This is a genomic window from Streptomyces paradoxus (genome assembly GCF_014202475.1).
Classification (GTDB): Bacteria; Actinomycetota; Actinomycetes; order Streptomycetales; family Streptomycetaceae; genus Streptomyces; species Streptomyces paradoxus.
In genome coordinates, this window is sequence record NZ_JACHGV010000007.1 from 440,385 (window position 1) to 455,643 (window position 15,259).

Sequence of the window (15,259 nt, forward strand, 5' to 3'; positions counted from 1 at the left end):
GGCCCCTCCCGGCCGTGGTCCTGAGGCCGTGCCTCAGTCGTAGCTCCGCGCGGGAGCGGGCCCGACCGCCGAGGTGATCGCGTCGGCCAGCTTCTCGACCTCGCCGTCGGCGAGGGTCGAGACGGTGACCCGGATACCGGGCGGCGCGGCCAGCCGGAAGCGGGCCCCGGGGGCCACGGCCCAGCCGGCGTGCAGCAGCCGGGCGACGGCGCCGGTCTCGTCCGGCACGGGCACCCACACGTTCATGCCGCTGCGCCCGTGCGCCGCGACACCGCGCCGTGCGAGCGCGCCGATCAGCGCGTCCCGCCGCCTCCCGTACGACGCCGCCACCTCGGCCGTGTCCACCGCGCCGCCGGCCCACAGCCGCACCAGGGCCCGCTGCATCAGACGGCTGACCCAGCCCGGTCCGAGCCGGTGCCGTCCACTGACCCGGTCCACGGTGAGGGTGTCCCCGGTGAGCAGGGCGAGACGCAGATCGGGGCCGTAGGCCTTGGCCGCCGAGCGGACGAACGCCCAGTGGCGGGTGACTCCGGCCAGCGGGTGCAGGGGCAGGTCGACGATGCCGTGCCCGTGGTCGTCCTCGATCAGCAGGACCTCCGGGTGCTCCCGGAGCACGGCTCGCAGGGCCCGCGCGCGCGGCGCGCTCACCGCCGCGCCGGTCGGGTTCTGCGCCCGGTCCGTCACGATCAGAGCCCGCGCCCCGGCCTCCAGCGCCCGCCGGACGTCCTCCGCGCGGGGCCCCTCGTCGTCGACACCCACCGGCACGGTCCGCAGTCCGAGCGCCGGCACGAGATCGAGGGTGCGGCCCCAGCCGGGATCCTCGACGGCGACGGCGTCGCCGGGCTTGAGGTGGGCCGCCAGCACCCGTTCGACGCCGTCCAGTGCCCCGGAGACCACGGCCACCGGCCCCTCCGGCACCCCGTCGGCGTCGAAGCCGGCCCGCGCCATCCGGGCCAGCTCCGGCTCCACGGGTGTGCCCCCGTAGAGCACCGGCGCCCGGTCCCCCTCGGCGGCGGCCGCCGCGAACGCGTCCGCGAGCGGCGGCAGCAGCGCCGGGTCCGGATTGCCCTGCGCCACGTCCCGCACGCCCTCGGGGACGTCCACCCTGAAGTGCTCCCGCCCGGTCGTCGCCGGGGCGGGCCGCACCCGGCTGCCCCGCCGGCCCGCGGTCTCGATGACCCCGCGCTCGCGCAGGGTCCGGTACGCGGCCGCCACCGTGTTGGGATTCACCCCCAGCCGTTCGGCCAACTCCCGCATGGGAGGCAGCAGTTGCCCCGGCCGCAGCTCACCTGCCCCCACCGCGCGCTCGATGCTCGCGGAAATGTCCGCTGCGCGACGCCCACTGATCGGATACTCTCCTAGCACAAAGCTAAGTATGCACTAGTGCAATGGAGAGCGCCATGCAGGGGACCGCGCAGACGCCGTCGCAGCCCGAGACCGGCTACACCCCGACCGACCGCACCGTCCCCACCCGCTCCCCGGACCGGGCCTCGTACGACAAGGACCTGGTGCACGCAATACTCGACGAGGCCTACGTCTGCCACCTCGGGTTCGTCCGCGACGGGGCACCGGTCGTACTGCCCACGCTGTACGCCCGCGTCGGCGAGCGGCTGTACGTGCACGGCTCGACGGGCTCGCGTCCGCTGCGGGCGGCCGGCCAGGCCGACCCGGGCCTCCCGGTCTGCCTGACGGTCACGCACGTCGACGGTCTGGTGCTGGCCCGCTCGGCCTTCCACCACTCGATCAACTACCGCTCCGTGGTGGTGCACGGCGTCGCCCACGACGTGAGGGACCCCGAGGAGAAGCGGCAGGCACTGGACGCCCTGGTCGACCACGTCGTGCCCGGCCGCTCCGCCGACTCGCGCCCCGCCGACAAGAAGGAGCTCGCCGCCACCGCCGTGATCCGCCTGGACCTGGACGAGGTCTCCGCGAAGCTGCGCACCGGCGGCGTGAACGACGAACCGGAGGATCTCGCCCTCCCCCACTGGGCCGGTGTCGTCCCGGTCCGGCGCACCTACGGCACCCCGGTCTCCGACCCCGGCCTGGCTCCCGGCACCGAACTGCCCGGCTACCTCGCGGCCTTGTGATGCTGATCCATCCCTGGGACGCGCCCCGAGACGACGCCGAGTGGCAGCAGTGGCTGGCCGGTCACGACTTCGGTCAGCTCGCCGTCAACGGCCTGCCGGGCGAACCTCCCCACGTCCAGCCCCTGCACTTCGCCTACGATGCCGGGCGCCGTGAGGTCGTCTCCCATCTCGCCCGTCCGAACCCGCTCTGGCCTGCCCTGGAGGCCGGCCCGGACGTCCTGCTGAGCGTGGTCGACGACTACGTGTTCGTGCCCGGGCCCTGGCAGGCCGCCCCGGACGTCCCGCCCGAGCACGGCACCCCGACGAGCTTCTACACAGCCGTACAGCTCCGCTGCCGCGCCCATGTCGTGGACGACCCGGAGGAGAAGGCCGAGCTGCTCAACCGCCAGGTCGACCACTTCCAGCCGATGGGGGGCTCCGCACGGGCAGTGGCGGGTGAGGCCCCGTACGGCAGGATGCTCGCCGGCATTCGCGGCCTGCGCCTCGAAGTGACGGACGTACGGGCGAAGTTCAAGTACGCGAGCCACAAGCCGGCCGAAGTCCGGGACCGGATCGCCGCGGGCCTCGCGGCCCGCGGCGGTCCGGGTGACGGAAGGGCTCGCGACCATCTCCTGCGCAGGCAGGAGGCCTAAAGCCTCACACGGCTGTCACCGGCTCCTCGCTCGTCCGGGCGCCTCGCGCCTCCCCCACCGCCAGGGCCGCCACCGAACCGAGCATCAGCAGGGTTCCGGCCAGCGTCGCCGCCGTGAGGTGCTCGCCGAGCAGGACGACGGCGAGCACCGCCGCGCTCACCGGTTCGAGCAGCATGATCACCGAGACGGTGGCGGACCGCACGACGGCCGCGCCCGCGAAGTAGAGGCCGTAGGCGAGCGCGGTGGGGACAGCGGCGACGTAGACCAGCAGGAGCAGGAGCCGGCCGGGCTCCTCGGTGTGCGGCAGCAGTCCCTCCGCCAGGGCGAACGGCAGCAGGCACAGGCTCGTGACGGCGAAGGCCCCGGCGGTCCGGGCGGCGTCCGCGTCGCCGTCGCGGCCCCACCGGCGGGTGAGCAGCGTCATCGCGCTGTATCCGGCCGCGGACAGCAGCGCGAGCAGCACACCCACGGGGCGTACGGTCGTGCCCCCTCCACCGAGGAAGAGGACCGTGAGCCCGGCGAGGGCACCCGTGACGGCGACGGCACCGCCCCGGCCCAGACGCTCGGCGAGGGTCAGCCGGGCGCCGAGCGCGATGAGGACGGGCCCCGCGCCCAGGGTGACGACGGTGGCCACGGCGAGCCCGGTGGCGGAGACGGCCGCGAAGTACGCGGTCTGGAAGACGGCGAGCCCGAGCCCGGTGACCCCGGCCCGCAGCGCCCGGCGCCTAAGCGGTTCTCGCGCGGGGGTCCCGGCGCGGGGCCGCAGCAGGCGGACGGCGAGGAGCAGCACGAGACCGGCGGCGCAGCGCCAGAAGGAAAGGGCGACCGGCCCCAAGTCGCTGGCCCGGTAGACCAGGGAGGCGGCCGCACCGGCGGTGCCCCAGGCGACACCGGCGACGATCAGATAGAGGAGGCCTCGCCCGACGGGCAGGCCGATGGCAGTGTTCGACACGCGTTCTCTCCGCAGACGCGCACGGCACGCCGCACGCGACAAGCGGCGGCAGGTGCGCGGAAGTTCGGGAAGAACCCCGGATCAGTGAGGATCAGGGGTCCACGGACTTCGTCTGCGGGCAGCACCGTTCTGCGCGGCGGCGAGACGCCGGGCGCGGTTTCCGGAGGGCCCGCCTCAGGCGGCCGGAGGCGGAAGAACGAGTGCGTTCGAAGGCATGATCGGAACCCTATGCGCTGGTTCCGCGCCGGGACAATTCTCTTTCCGGGCCACCGCTCGCCACCGGCTGCCCGGAGCCCTTCGAGGGCGTCGAGGACTGCGCGATGAACGCGCCCGCCAGCACGATCGCCCCACCGGCGATCTGTGGTGCCGAGAGGTGCTCGCCGAGCAGGACCCAGGCCAGGACGGTGGCGATGACCGCTTCGAGGCAGGCCACGACACCCGCGACCTGCGGGGAGAGCCGGCGCACGGAGACCACACCGGTGACGTAGGCGACGACGGTGGCGACGAGGACGATCCACCCCAGCAGGACGACGGCGGCGACGGGCCTGCCGTCCATGCTCGCGGTGCCCTGGAGCACCGACCAGTCCATGGTCCAGGGCCGGGCGACGACGGTCAGCACGGCCGCGCCGACCAGCAGCCCGTAAGCGATGACACCGAGCGGGTCGGGCGCCTCGTCCCCGGCGTCGCTGCCCTGGTCGGACAGGACGAAGTAGCCGACCTGGCAGCAGGCCGCGCCGAGCGCGAGCAGCAGCCCCAGGGCATCGAAGCGGAGGCCCGACCACACCTCGACGACACAGGCGAGTCCTCCGACCGCGAGCACGACACCGACGGCCGCGGCACGCGTCACGGGCCGTTTCTGCACGAACCGCACCCAGCCGAGCACGAGCGCGGGCGCCAGGTACTCGATGAGCAGCGCCACCCCGACGGGGATCCGGGAGAGCGCCGCGAAGTAGCAGGCCTGGACACCGGCGACGGCGAGCAGCCCGAACCCGGCGAGCAGCCCGGGCCGCCTCCGCAGCAGCGCGCGATGGCGCACGGCGAGCGGCAGCATGACCAACGCGGCCCCGGCCACGCGCAGCCACACCACGTGCAGCGGGTCCAGGCCCGCCTCGATCAGCGGCTTGGCCGCGACACCGGATCCGCCGAAGGCCACCGCGGACAGGAGCGCGAGGCCGAGCCCCACACCCCTGCCGCGCCCGCTCACGCTGCTGTCAGAGGTACGCACCGGCACATGATGGCAGGCCGCGACAGGAGCGTCATCCCCTATGACACCTGTCTCACTGCCTGGACGGGGCGGACGGCCCCTCCGGGTGCCGCCGCTCAGAGGGTGGTTTCGCCGCACTCCTCGGTGCGGCCGGACCGGTCGTCGAGCCGGGCGAACACCTCGCGGGCGCCGATGCCCGCGCGTTCGAGCACCTCGACCGCGCGCGCCTGCGGGTCGGCGACGATCGCCGCGAGCAGGTCGGTGCCACGGGCCCGTCCGCCCCGCCCGGCGGCGCGTTCACAGGCGTACTCCATGCACCCGGCGGCGAGCGGGGAGAATCCCGCCGCCCCCGTCACCACGGGGACTGCGCCGGAGTCCTCGACGCCGCTCTGCCAGCGCAGGCCGTAGCCGATGCTGCGCTGGACGAGATAGCCGAGCAGCCGGGCGATCTGCGGCCCGTCACCGAAGACGGCACGCGTCTCGGGGTCGGACTCCAGCAGCGAGTGCAGCAGGTGGGCGGTGTCGATCTGCCGGTCCCCGTCCCGGACGGCCCGGCGCCGCGCACCGGCGACCACCGACGTCAGATCGTCACTGAGCCTGGCATCGTTGTCCGCGCGCTGCATGCCGCGCTCAGGGGCCGACTGCCGGGGGATTCGGGATTGCACAACCTCTACCCCATCAGTCCCGCGGGCCCGGGTCATCCGCGGCGGGAAGCATTTTCGCGTCCCACGGGAAGTGGACTCCAGCGAGCGGAATCTCCTCCCTACGGAGGAGATCAGGCAGATTCAGACGCAGGCCCCGCGCGGCTGATGGTTCGTCAGTATTGAACATTGCGACCGTCACGGCTACGTTCCGCGACACCCAGCCCCGACACGAAGAGGTGGTCGCATGGCCGAAGTCAGCGCGGAGGCACGCATCGGGGCACCGGCCGACAAGGTGTGGGCGCACCTCACGGACTGGCCCGCGTACGGCGAGTGGAACGCGACCCACACGAGTTTCCCGGCGGGCGGCCCGGAGCCCCTGGAAGTGGGAGCGACGTTCCAGGAGAACATGCGGCTCATGAACTTCCCGGCCGAGGTGGCCTGGACCGTCGAGGCACTGGAACCGGCGCGCGTGCTCGCCATCCGCGGCAAGGGCCCAATGGCGGTGACGGTGGCGACGCGCTACACCCTCACGCCCGACGGCGACGCCACGACGGTCCGCATCGACGGCGAGTTCACGGGCGCGACGGTGTCCCTCATGGCGGGAAAGCTCAAGGATTCGGCCACGGCCGCCCTGCACGAGTCGCTGCGCAAGCTGGACGGGCTGGTGACCTGACCTCCGGCACGCGCAAGCGCCCCCGGAGCCATCCGGGGGCGCTTGTCCCGCTACGGGGGTTCAGTCCTCGTCGGCGAGGATGAGGTACAGCTTCTTGCGGGCTTCGTTGATGACGCCCAGCGCCTTCTCCCGCTGCTCCTTGCTACCCGTCTTCCAGACCTGGCCGAAGGCCTCCATCAGGCCGAAGCCGGCCTGGCGGATCTCGCCGAGGGCCTCCCAGTCGACCCCGCGCGAGGCCTCCTCCCAGGGCGCCTCGGACCCTTCCTCGGCGGCCTCGCGGCCCGCTTCGCTGAGCGAGAACAGCTTCTTGCCGCCCTCGGACGCACTGGCGATCAGCCCCTCGTCCTCCAGCAGCTGGAGGGTCGGGTACACCGAGCCGGGGCTGGGCTTCCACGCCCCGCCGCTGCGCTCGGCGATCTCCTGGATCATCTCGTAGCCGTGCATCGGCCGGTCCTTCAGCAGGGCCAGGATCGAGGCGCGCACGTCACCGCGCCGCGCCCTCCCCCTCGGCCCCCCGCGCCCTCGTCCGCCCCAGGGGCCGGGACCGAAGCCCGGGCCACCGGGCCCGCCCCAGCCGGGGCCACCGGGCCCGAACGGACCGAAGGCGGCACGAAGCCCTTCGAAGCCGCCCCGGCCGTGATGCGGGCCGCCGTGTCCATGTCCACGCTCGAATCCGTGGGTACGCATCGCAACCACTCTCCATTCCATCGTTGATCTGTCGCGATGTCTCAACGATATATCGGTAACGCGCGAACGACAAGACCCTCTTCGCGAAGCCCGGTCGGCAGAATCGGTCCAGCGCCCGTGAATTGGCCTTGGCCTGCGGCTTCACGGGAGCCCTAGCGTCGCGGCATGCGGATTCGAATCGTCGACGCCTTCACCGATCGCCCCTTCTCCGGCAACCCGGCCGGAGTCCTGCTGCTGACCGGCGCGCACTCCTTCCCGGACGACACCTGGCTGCAGAACGTCGCCCTGGAGGTCAACCACGCCGAGACGGCCTTCGCCCACCCGCTCCCCGAAGGCGCCGAGGCCGACTGGGCCCTGCGCTGGTTCACTCCGGCCACCGAGGTCGCGCTGTGCGGCCACGCGACCCTCGCCACCGCCCACGTGCTGCACGCGACCGGCGCCCACCAGGGCCCGGTGCGGTTCGCGACCCGCAGCGGCGTCCTGGTCGCCACGCCCGCCGGGGACGGCTCCGTCACGCTGGACTTCCCGACGGCCCCGCTCACCCGCGTCGACCCGCCCGGCGGCCTGGCCGAGGCGCTGGGCGCCGAACCGCTCACGGTTCTCGACACCGGACCGAACGTGGGCGACCTGCTCGTCGAGGTCGACGGCGAGAAGACGGTGCACGGCCTCGCCCCCGACCTGAAGGCCCTCGCCGCCCACTCCGAGCGCGGCGTCATCGCCACCGCTCTGGCCGAGGACCCCGCCCGGGGCCACGACTACGTCTCGCGCTGCTTCTTCCCGAACGTCGGCATCGACGAGGACCCGGTCACCGGCAGCGCCCACACCGCCCTCGCCCCGTTCTGGTCCGAGCGACTGGGCCGAGCCGCCCTCACCGGGCTGCAGGCCTCACCCCGCTCCGGCCGCGTCCGGACGGAGCTGCGCGGCGACCGCACCCTGCTGACCGGCAGGGCCGTCACCGTCATCGAGGGCGACCTGCTGGCCTGAGACACGGAAGGGGGCGTACGACGGTGTCGTACGCCCCCTTGCGTACCGCGTCACGCCGTCGGCAGCCAGCCCACCTTGCCCGCCAGCAGCGCGTACCCGACGAATGCCCCGATGTCGAGCAGCGAGTGGGCCACCACGAGCGGGCCGACCCGCCCCCAGCGCCGGTAGAGGTAGACGAAGACGACGCCCATGACCATGTTTCCGATGAAGCCGCCGATGCCCTGGTAGAGGTGGTACGAGCCGCGCAGAACGGCGCTGCCGGCCAACGCGGCCGTCGGTGACCAGCCCAGCCGGTCCAGGCGCCGCAGCAGGTAGCCGACGACGATCACCTCTTCCAGCACCGCGTTCTGGATCGCCGCGAGGATCAGTACCGGGTACTTCCACCACACCGGCGGCAGCGCTTCGGGCACCACGGTGAGGTTGAAGCCGAGCCCGCGGGCCGCGAGGTAGAAGGCGATGCCGGTGCTGCCGATGACCGCGGCGATCGCCGCCCCGCGACCGAGGTCGAACCACGGCCGGGTGCGGTCGAAGCCGATCGCGCGCAGGCTCGCGCCCTCGCGCAGCAGGAAGTGCGCGACGAGGGCGACGGGGACGAGCGCCGTGGTGATGCCGAAGAGCTGCCAGGCGAGGTCGAGCCAGGGCCGGCCGGGCGCGGCCGAGGCGTTCATCGTGGCCGCCTGGTCCTTGAGGCCGCCCGGCTTGGTGACCGACCCGATGAAGCTGATCAGCGCGGACACTCCGCTCGCGCCCAGCGACAGGGCGAGGACCAGCAGCGTCTCGTCGCGGAGCATCCGCCGTGAGAGCCCCTGCTCGGGAATGGAACCGCCCACCGGGTTCGCCTCCGCCTGCACACCTGCCTCCACTTCACCGACGTGTCGGATCAGTATGGCGGCAGCGGGATGTCACCCCGACGGCGGCGGTCAGTCCGGCGACACCGGCTCCGGCAGTTCCACCGGCCAGCTGTGGACCGGGTCGCCCTTGTGCATCAGCTCGCGGTAGCGCCGGGTCGTGGCGGCCAGCGCGTCGTCCCGGGAGAGGCCCGCGTCCAGTGCCTTGTGGAACGTGGCGGCCTGCCAGCTCGCCCCGTTCACCCGGCGCCGGCAGCGCTCCTCGATCACGCCCAGGTACAGATCACGGTCGGCCGGCTCGACTCCCCAGGCGTCCAGTCCGGCCTCGGCGAGCGGCAGCAGTTCGTCGCGGATCAGGCTCACGGCGTCGACCTCGGTGGTGCCGCTGTAGCGGCCGCGCCGGGGCCAGGTGAAGCGGGCGTCGATGCCGTCCTTGCACGCGGCGTCGAAGTTGGCGGCGGCCGCCTCGAACGGCAGCCGCGTCCAGACCGGCCGGGACTCCTCGGCGAGGGCCCGGACGACCCCGTAGAAGAAGGCCGCGTTGGCGATGACGTCGATGACGGTGGGTCCGGCCGGCAGGACGCGGTTCTCCACGCGCAGGTGCGGGACGCCGTCGGCGATGCCGTACACCGGGCGGTTCCAGCGGTAGATCGTGCCGTTGTGCAGCACGAGTTCCGCGAGCGACGGTGTGCCGCCCTGGTCGAGCACCTTCAGCGGGTCCTCGTCGTCGCAGATCGGCAACAGCGCCGGGTAGTAACGCAGGTTCTCCTCGAAGAGGTCGTACGCCGAGGTGACCCAGCGCTCCCCGAACCAGGTGCGCGGCCGGACGCCCTGGGCCTGGAGCTCGGGCGGGCGGGTGTCGGTGGACTGCTGGAACAGCGGGGGCCGCGACTCGCGCCACAACTCCCGGCCGAAGAGGAAGGGCGAGTTGGCGCCGACGGCGATCTGCGCGGCGGCGACCGCCTGGGCCGCATTCCACACGTCGGCGAAGCGGGCCGGGGTCACCTGGAGGTGCAGCTGCACGGAGGTGCAGGCGGCCTCCGGCGCGATGGACTTCGAGGTGCAGCTCAGGTGCTCCACGCCGTCGATGTCGAGGGTGAACTCCTCGCCGCGGGCGGCCACGATCTGGTCGTTGAGGAGGGTGTACCGGTCGACGTCGGAGAGGTTCGACGACACCAGGTCGTCACGGTCGAGAGTCGGCAGAATACCGATCATCACAATGCCCGCGTCGACCTCGCCGGCTTTCCGGTCGGCATATGCCAGTGACGTACGGAGTTCCTCCGCGAGGCGGTCGAATACCCGGCCCCCCAGACGGTGTGGGGGAATGTTGACTTCCAGATTGAACATGGCGAGTTCTGTTTGGAAATCACGGCTCGCGATGCGTTCGAGGACTTGCCCGTTCAACATTTTCGGCATGCCGTCGGCGCCCGCGAGATTCAGCTCGATCTCCAGCCCCATGAGGTTCTTGGGGCGATCGAACCGCTTCTCCGCCAGGAGTCGCTCCAAGCCCGTCAGGCACTGACGCAGCTTGTCGCGGTAGCGCTGGCGATCGGCCAGGTCGAACCTGCCTGCCGCGACCTTCTCCCCCATCGAACGTCCTTCCTCGGTGGTGCGGGCCAGGATCCAGGGCCGCCGGGGTCCCGGTCAGGTGGAGGATGCCCAGCGAAAGCGATCGATAACGTCCCGGCCGGACCCGTCGGCCGCTACGCTGGTCACGAGTGACCGGTGGCACATTCACTCGGCATGACGCACAGGACGGGTTTCGGGGCCTTAAGAACTCGTGAAAAACGCCGACGAGAATGGGCCGACCGGTTCGCGGGCATTCGCCGAGGTCATCGCCGTGCACCCCCACCCGGAATCGGGATAATTCTCGCGTATCGCCGACCGAATGTACCCTTGTTCTACTCACCGGAAACGGCTAGACGAAACACAGTCTGAACCCGTGTCGTATAAACTCCGCGAACAAGGCAGAAGGTTGGCGCCCACGGTCGACGGGTCCTGCCGTCGAGGCGACGCGGACCCCACCCCCCTCGCGTTCTCATGACCCCGGCCCCTGCCTCTCTGACCCTCGTGAGCTGACAGCGCCGTCCGCCCCCGCCCCCGCCCCCGCCCTCGCGCCACCGTGCCTTTGAATGAGAGGCGACCCACCATGCCGCTGCATGTCCCTCCGGCTCCCGCGCCCGCACTCCGTTCCGTCCTCAGTGCGCTCTCCTCTCCGACCGCGGTCCGCGAAGCCCGAACTCCCTCCCTGCTCGGCACCCAGGGACCCGCCACACCCGAGCTCCCCCTGCCCGTGCACGTCCTCGACCACGTGACGGCCGAGGGCGTGTCCGCGACCCGGCTGGCCGGGTGGCGTTTCCTGATCCGCTGCGGCGACCGCGCCGTGGCCGCGGCGGAGACCATGCTGACTCCCGACGGCTGGGCCTTCTCCCACTTCTTCGAAGGCCCGTACATCACCTCCACCGAGCGCGCCCTGCGCCAGGCCGAGACGATGCCGCAGCCGTACCAGCCCCGCCTGCTGTCGGTGCCCGGCCTGTACATGCTGACGCTCTGGCTGCACGAGGACTGCACCGCGGACGGCGCCGCCGGCCATCCCGCCGCCACCGACCTGCTCGTCCCGCTGGCGCCCGCACCTCCCGGCATCGCCGCCCACCGCCCGCACCGCGTCGCCGAACTCCTCCCGGTGCTGACACACCGGGTCACTCCCACCAGACTGCTCGGCTCACCCGCCTGAAGCGCCGCGCAGCCCCTCGCACCCCGTCGCCGAATTCCGGCGGCGGGGTCGTTCCTTTCCCCGTCAGCCGTCAATGGTGCGCCCGGCCGCTCACACGATCGCTTTACCCCTCACACGATCGCTCGTACGAGCAAGTAATTGCTCGTACGAGCCGGAAAGGGGAGCCGCCCGAGCGGACTAGCCCTATTCGGCCACTGCGAACCACCCGAAGGGACAGTGCAGTTGGGATGAACCGTCCGCGCGGGTGATGCGTCATGAACCTGTGAGAAGCGGTGCCGCGAAATCCCTGCGGAATGACGCCCGTGGGGCAACACTGGGTTCCGACGACTTATCACAACGGGGGGCGGCCATGAACGACACTTCTAGCCGCGGAACAGACACGACAGCCGACTCAGACAACTCAGTCTCATCATCCATCTCAACCCAGCGAAAGATCCCACCCATGTGCCAGCACCAGACCCAGTGCCCTTCAGCAGAATCCGCCGACCGGGAATCCGCCCGCCTCGTGGCGCACCACCCGGAGCAGGGATGGAGCCTGCTGTGCAACGGCGTGGTGCTCTTCGAGGACACCGGCGAGCTCCTGCCGGACGGCCGGGCCATCGCCCCGCACCGTCCGCTGGCGGGCCAGGTGATGACGGCCGCCTGAGGCCGCGCGGCGGGGCGACGCCCCGCCGGCACACATGAGGGGCCGGCCGCAGGACACCCTGCGAACCGGCCCCGACGCATGTCCGGGGGTCGTCACTCACCGTCACCCCTCGCGACGTGCCGTTCCCGGCTCGTACGCCTTCCCACGGATGCCCGTTTTCCGGAAGACTCCTGGAAGTTTCGCGGTGACCCGTCGACGGAGGTGGGGCAAGTGGGAGCACGTGGGGCCGACGCCGAGGGCAAGGTCACGATCACGGAGATCGCCCGGCAGGCCGGCGTGTCCGTGCCGACCGTGTCCCGGGTCGTCAACGGCCGGTCCGACGTGTCGCCGCAGACCCGGGCCAGGGTCGAGGACCTCCTGCGCCGCCACGGCTACCGCAGGCGTCCCGCGGCCCCCGGCGCCCGTGCCGCCCTGCTCGACCTGGTCTTCAACGACCTCGACAGCCCCTGGGCCGTGGAGATCATCCGCGGGGTCGAGGAGGTCGCGCACGCCGCCGGGGTGGGCACGGTGGTGTCGGCCATCCACGGGCGGTCGGGCGACGCCCGCGAGTGGATGCGCAACCTGAGGGCCCGCGCCTCCGACGGTGTCATCCTCGTGACGTCCGCCCTGGATTCCACGCTGCACGAGGAGCTGCGGATCCTCGGCGTGCCCCTGGTCGTCGTGGACCCGGCGGGCTCACCCGCCCTGGACGCCCCGACGATCGGCGCGGCGAACTGGTCGGGCGGCCTGGCGGCCACCGAGCACCTGCTGTCCCTCGGCCACCGCCGGATCGGGCTGATCGCCGGCCCGCCCCGCCTGCTGTGCTCCCGAGCCCGCCTGGACGGCTACCGCGCGGCCCTGGAGGGCGCCGGCATCACGCCGCACCCGTCCCTCGTCGTCCCCGGCGACTTCCGCCCGGAGTCCGGATTCACCGCATGCACCGCCCTGCTCGACCTCCCCGAGCCGCCGACCGCCCTGTTCGCGGCCAGCGACCAGATGGCACTCGGCGCGATCGAGGCGCTTCGCCGGCGCGGGCTGCGGGTGCCGCAGGACATGAGCGTGGTCGGCTTCGACGACCTTCCGGAAGTCCGCTGGTCGGCCCCGCCCCTGACGACGATCCGCCAGCCCCTGGCCGACATGGGCAAACTAGCCGTCCGCACGGTCCTGCGGCTGACCCGCGACGAGCAGCCGGCCTCACCACGGGTGGAGCTGGGCACCGACCTGGTGGTCCGGGCGAGCACCGCACCTCCGGCCTGACCTCCACCACGAGGAACGGCGCCCCGCCACCCCCTGTCCGGCAGGGCGCCGCCCGCCCCACTACCTCCCGCCGAGCGCCTCACGCAGCGCGAAGTACGCCGGCTTCCGCCGGAGTTCCTCGTCCCACGGCAGGGCCGCGCCCTCGCCCGGGAAGAACGCCGGGATCCACGAGTACTTGTCGGTGTAGTCCCACAGCGTGATGCCGACGCACCGGCGTACCGCCAGGCACGCCTCGGTCAGGTCGGCGTACCACTCGGCCTGCTGGGCCAGCTTCTCCTCGGTCGCGGGCAGCTGCATCCGGATGTCGACCTCGGTGAGCGCGGTGTCGAGACCGAGCCGGGAGAAACGGCGGAGGTTGTCCTCCAGGGTGGCCGGATAGCCGTACTGCAGGGCCAGATGCGCTTGGAGGCCGATGCCGTGCAGCGGGACGCCGGCTGCCTTCAGCTCCTTGGCCAGCCGGTAGTAGGCGTCGCTCTTCGGGCCGGTCGCCTCGATGTTGTAGTCGTTGAGGTACAGCTTGACCCGCGGATCGGCCTGGTGCGCCCAGCGCAGCGCGTCGGCGATGTAGCCGGGGCCGAGCGTCTTGTAGAAGACCGACTCCCTGTACGTACCGTCCTCGTTGAACGCCTCGTTGACGACGTCCCAGGCGAACACCTTGCCCCGGTAGTGCCGTACCTCCGCCTGGATGTGCTTCTTCAGTACGGCCCTCAGCTCCGGGGCCGTCCACTCCCTGCTGGTGAGCCATCCGGGCAGCTGGCTGTGCCAGACCAGGGTGTGGCCGCGTACCTTCTGCCGGTTGGCGCGGGCGAGGTCGACGATCTCGTCGCCCTGGGAGAAGTCGAACACGCCCTGCTGGGGCTCGGTCGCGTACCACTTCATGCCGTTGCCGGGGGTGATCTGGTCGAACTCGCTGCCGAGCAGGGCCTTGTACGGCTCGTCCACGAGCTCGGGGTTGTCGGTGGCGCTGCCGAAGTAGCGGCCGTGCCGCTGGGCGAGGTCGGCGAGGGTGGGCTGCTGGTGGTCCGCCTGGGCGGGGGTGCCGGCTGCGAGGCCGGCGGCGACCAGGAGCGCGGCGACGGCGCCGGCGAGTCTCAGACGGGTGGTGCGCATGGTGCGACTCCTCACGACAGGTGGGCGGGTAGAGCCGTACATGGGCGGAGCGCGTCAGCCCTTGGTGGCGCCGGCGGTGAGGCCGCCGACGAGCTGACGCTCGGCGACCGAGTAGAAGGCGAGTGCGGGCACCATGGCCAGCACCAGATAGGCGAAGACCTTGGCGTAATCGGCGGAGTACTGCCCCTGGAACTGCTGGACCCCGATCGGCAGCGTCCACCACTGCGCGTCGGTGAACACCAGCAGCGGCAGGAAGAAGTTGTTCCAGCTGGTGACGACGGCGAGCACCGAGACGGTGCCGAGCGCGGGCCGGGCCATGGGCAGCAGCACCCGCCAGAAGAAGCCGAACGAGCTGCACCCGTCGAGCGTGGCCGCCTCCTCCAGCTCACCGGGGATCTGCCGGAAGAAGCCCCGCAGGATGATGATCGTCATGGGCAGTCCGAAGGCGGCCTGCGGGAGGATCACGCCGAGGGGATTGTCCAGCAGGTCCAGGGAGCGCAGCAGGAGGAACAGCGGCAGGGCCGCCACCGCGAAGGGGAACATCAGCCCCATGGTGAACAGCGTGAACAGAGCCTCCCGGCCCCGGAAGGCGAACCGCGCGAAGGAGAACGCCGACAGGGCGGAGACCGCGACGATCAGGACGGTCGTGCCCACAGCGATCAGCGTGCTGTTGCCGATCAGCCGCCAGAAGTCCACCGAGCCGAGGATCTGGGTGTAGTTGGAGGTCACCCACGACTCGGGCAGGCCGACCGGGTTGCGGGAGAGCTCGTCGGTGGACTTGAAGCCGGAGAGCACGGCGTAGAGCAGGGGGACGGCCATGAC

Annotated in this window: 16 protein-coding genes; 7 read left to right on the forward strand and 9 right to left on the reverse strand. The window is 72.0% G+C overall.

Annotated elements, in window-relative coordinates; translation table 11 throughout:
• Nucleotides 1-33 precede the first annotated feature (33 nt).
• Entirely contained in the window at nt 34-1,365 is a 1,332-nt protein-coding gene (locus HNR57_RS24670) for an aminotransferase class I/II-fold pyridoxal phosphate-dependent enzyme (RefSeq protein ID WP_184562933.1), read from the reverse strand.
• A gap of 35 nt (nt 1,366-1,400) precedes the next feature.
• On the opposite strand from HNR57_RS24670, the gene HNR57_RS24675 reads away from it, so the two are divergent.
• Nucleotides 1,401-2,087 (forward strand): pyridoxamine 5'-phosphate oxidase family protein, encoded by a 687-nt coding sequence (locus tag HNR57_RS24675; protein ID WP_184562934.1) that lies wholly within the window; start codon nt 1,401-1,403, stop codon nt 2,085-2,087.
• A complete protein-coding gene (locus HNR57_RS24680; protein ID WP_184562935.1) occupies nt 2,087-2,719 on the forward strand; it encodes an FMN-binding negative transcriptional regulator in 633 nt (210 codons plus the stop codon). The genes HNR57_RS24675 and HNR57_RS24680 overlap by 1 nt, the downstream gene beginning before the upstream one ends.
• A 4-nt stretch (nt 2,720-2,723) precedes the next feature.
• Here the strand turns inward: HNR57_RS24680 and HNR57_RS24685 are convergent, their stop codons facing one another.
• The 3 genes from HNR57_RS24685 to HNR57_RS24695 all read right to left on the reverse strand — a co-directional run bounded on the left by HNR57_RS24685 (nt 2,724) and on the right by HNR57_RS24695 (nt 5,540).
• Nucleotides 2,724-3,671 carry a DMT family transporter gene (locus HNR57_RS24685; protein ID WP_184562936.1) on the reverse strand — a complete coding sequence of 316 codons (948 nt, stop codon included), beginning with the start codon at nt 3,669-3,671 and terminating at the stop codon, nt 2,724-2,726.
• Between the two features lie 226 nt (nt 3,672-3,897).
• The gene (locus HNR57_RS24690) at nt 3,898-4,902 is read right to left on the reverse strand and encodes an EamA family transporter (protein WP_184562937.1); all 1,005 of its coding nucleotides are present in this window, start codon (nt 4,900-4,902) and stop codon (nt 3,898-3,900) included.
• Nucleotides 4,903-4,991: 89 nt separating this feature from the next.
• Nucleotides 4,992-5,540 (reverse strand): Clp protease N-terminal domain-containing protein, encoded by a 549-nt coding sequence (locus HNR57_RS24695; protein WP_184562938.1) that lies wholly within the window; start codon nt 5,538-5,540, stop codon nt 4,992-4,994.
• Between the two features lie 223 nt (nt 5,541-5,763).
• Between HNR57_RS24695 and HNR57_RS24700 the strand changes: the two genes are divergently transcribed.
• A complete protein-coding gene (locus HNR57_RS24700; protein ID WP_184562939.1) occupies nt 5,764-6,192 on the forward strand; it encodes a type II toxin-antitoxin system Rv0910 family toxin in 429 nt (142 codons plus the stop codon).
• 60 nt (nt 6,193-6,252) lie between these two features.
• Here the strand turns inward: HNR57_RS24700 and HNR57_RS24705 are convergent, their stop codons facing one another.
• Nucleotides 6,253-6,879, reverse strand: a complete 627-nt coding sequence (locus HNR57_RS24705; RefSeq protein ID WP_184562940.1) for a PadR family transcriptional regulator — start codon at nt 6,877-6,879, stop codon at nt 6,253-6,255.
• A gap of 165 nt (nt 6,880-7,044) precedes the next feature.
• Here HNR57_RS24705 and HNR57_RS24710 point away from each other — a divergent pair, with 165 nt between their 5' ends.
• Entirely contained in the window at nt 7,045-7,863 is an 819-nt protein-coding gene (locus tag HNR57_RS24710) for a PhzF family protein (RefSeq protein WP_184562941.1), read from the forward strand.
• A gap of 50 nt (nt 7,864-7,913) precedes the next feature.
• On the opposite strand, the gene HNR57_RS24715 is transcribed toward HNR57_RS24710, so the two are convergent.
• Both HNR57_RS24715 and HNR57_RS24720 read right to left on the reverse strand, forming a co-directional pair.
• The gene (locus tag HNR57_RS24715) at nt 7,914-8,714 is read right to left on the reverse strand and encodes a CPBP family intramembrane glutamic endopeptidase (RefSeq protein WP_184562942.1); all 801 of its coding nucleotides are present in this window, start codon (nt 8,712-8,714) and stop codon (nt 7,914-7,916) included.
• 69 nt (nt 8,715-8,783) lie between these two features.
• The gene (locus HNR57_RS24720; protein WP_184562943.1) at nt 8,784-10,301 is read right to left on the reverse strand and encodes a glutamate-cysteine ligase family protein; all 1,518 of its coding nucleotides are present in this window, start codon (nt 10,299-10,301) and stop codon (nt 8,784-8,786) included.
• A 559-nt stretch (nt 10,302-10,860) separates the two neighbouring features.
• On the opposite strand from HNR57_RS24720, the gene HNR57_RS24725 reads away from it, so the two are divergent.
• The 3 genes from HNR57_RS24725 (at nt 10,861) to HNR57_RS24735 (ending at nt 13,327) form a co-directional block, all read left to right on the forward strand.
• On the forward strand, nt 10,861-11,445 hold the full coding sequence (locus HNR57_RS24725; RefSeq protein WP_184562944.1) for a hypothetical protein: 585 nt from the start codon (nt 10,861-10,863) through the stop codon (nt 11,443-11,445).
• Between the two features lie 442 nt (nt 11,446-11,887).
• Nucleotides 11,888-12,091 (forward strand): DUF5999 family protein, encoded by a 204-nt coding sequence (locus tag HNR57_RS24730; protein ID WP_033307435.1) that lies wholly within the window; start codon nt 11,888-11,890, stop codon nt 12,089-12,091.
• A gap of 210 nt (nt 12,092-12,301) precedes the next feature.
• Nucleotides 12,302-13,327, forward strand: a complete 1,026-nt coding sequence (locus HNR57_RS24735; protein WP_313674621.1) for a LacI family DNA-binding transcriptional regulator — start codon at nt 12,302-12,304, stop codon at nt 13,325-13,327.
• A gap of 60 nt (nt 13,328-13,387) precedes the next feature.
• Here HNR57_RS24735 and HNR57_RS24740 read toward each other — a convergent pair whose 3' ends face one another.
• Both HNR57_RS24740 and HNR57_RS24745 read right to left on the reverse strand, forming a co-directional pair.
• Nucleotides 13,388-14,437, reverse strand: coding sequence for an endo-1,4-beta-xylanase (locus tag HNR57_RS24740; RefSeq protein ID WP_184562947.1), 1,050 nt, complete (start codon nt 14,435-14,437; stop codon nt 13,388-13,390).
• 54 nt (nt 14,438-14,491) lie between these two features.
• Nucleotides 14,492-15,256: a carbohydrate ABC transporter permease gene (locus HNR57_RS24745; protein WP_246554912.1), complete on the reverse strand. Its 765-nt coding sequence runs from the start codon at nt 15,254-15,256 to the stop codon at nt 14,492-14,494.
• Between the last annotated feature and the right edge of the window lie 3 nt (nt 15,257-15,259).

Excerpts from the sequence above, each read along its gene's own strand:
- HNR57_RS24680 (WP_184562935.1), top strand. The coding sequence starts at position 2,087 with ATGCTGATCCATCCCTGGGACGCGCCCCGAGACGACGCCGAGTGGCAG.
- HNR57_RS24720 (WP_184562943.1), bottom strand. The coding sequence starts at position 10,301 with ATGGGGGAGAAGGTCGCGGCAGGCAGGTTCGACCTGGCCGATCGCCAG.
- HNR57_RS24745 (WP_246554912.1), bottom strand. The coding sequence starts at position 15,256 with ATGGCCGTCCCCCTGCTCTACGCCGTGCTCTCCGGCTTCAAGTCCACC.
- HNR57_RS24725 (WP_184562944.1), top strand. The coding sequence starts at position 10,861 with ATGCCGCTGCATGTCCCTCCGGCTCCCGCGCCCGCACTCCGTTCCGTC.
- HNR57_RS24675 (WP_184562934.1), top strand. The coding sequence starts at position 1,401 with ATGCAGGGGACCGCGCAGACGCCGTCGCAGCCCGAGACCGGCTACACC.
- HNR57_RS24730 (WP_033307435.1), top strand. The coding sequence starts at position 11,888 with ATGTGCCAGCACCAGACCCAGTGCCCTTCAGCAGAATCCGCCGACCGG.
- HNR57_RS24700 (WP_184562939.1), top strand. The coding sequence starts at position 5,764 with ATGGCCGAAGTCAGCGCGGAGGCACGCATCGGGGCACCGGCCGACAAG.
- HNR57_RS24705 (WP_184562940.1), bottom strand. The coding sequence starts at position 6,879 with ATGCGTACCCACGGATTCGAGCGTGGACATGGACACGGCGGCCCGCAT.
- HNR57_RS24740 (WP_184562947.1), bottom strand. The coding sequence starts at position 14,437 with ATGCGCACCACCCGTCTGAGACTCGCCGGCGCCGTCGCCGCGCTCCTG.
- HNR57_RS24710 (WP_184562941.1), top strand. The coding sequence starts at position 7,045 with ATGCGGATTCGAATCGTCGACGCCTTCACCGATCGCCCCTTCTCCGGC.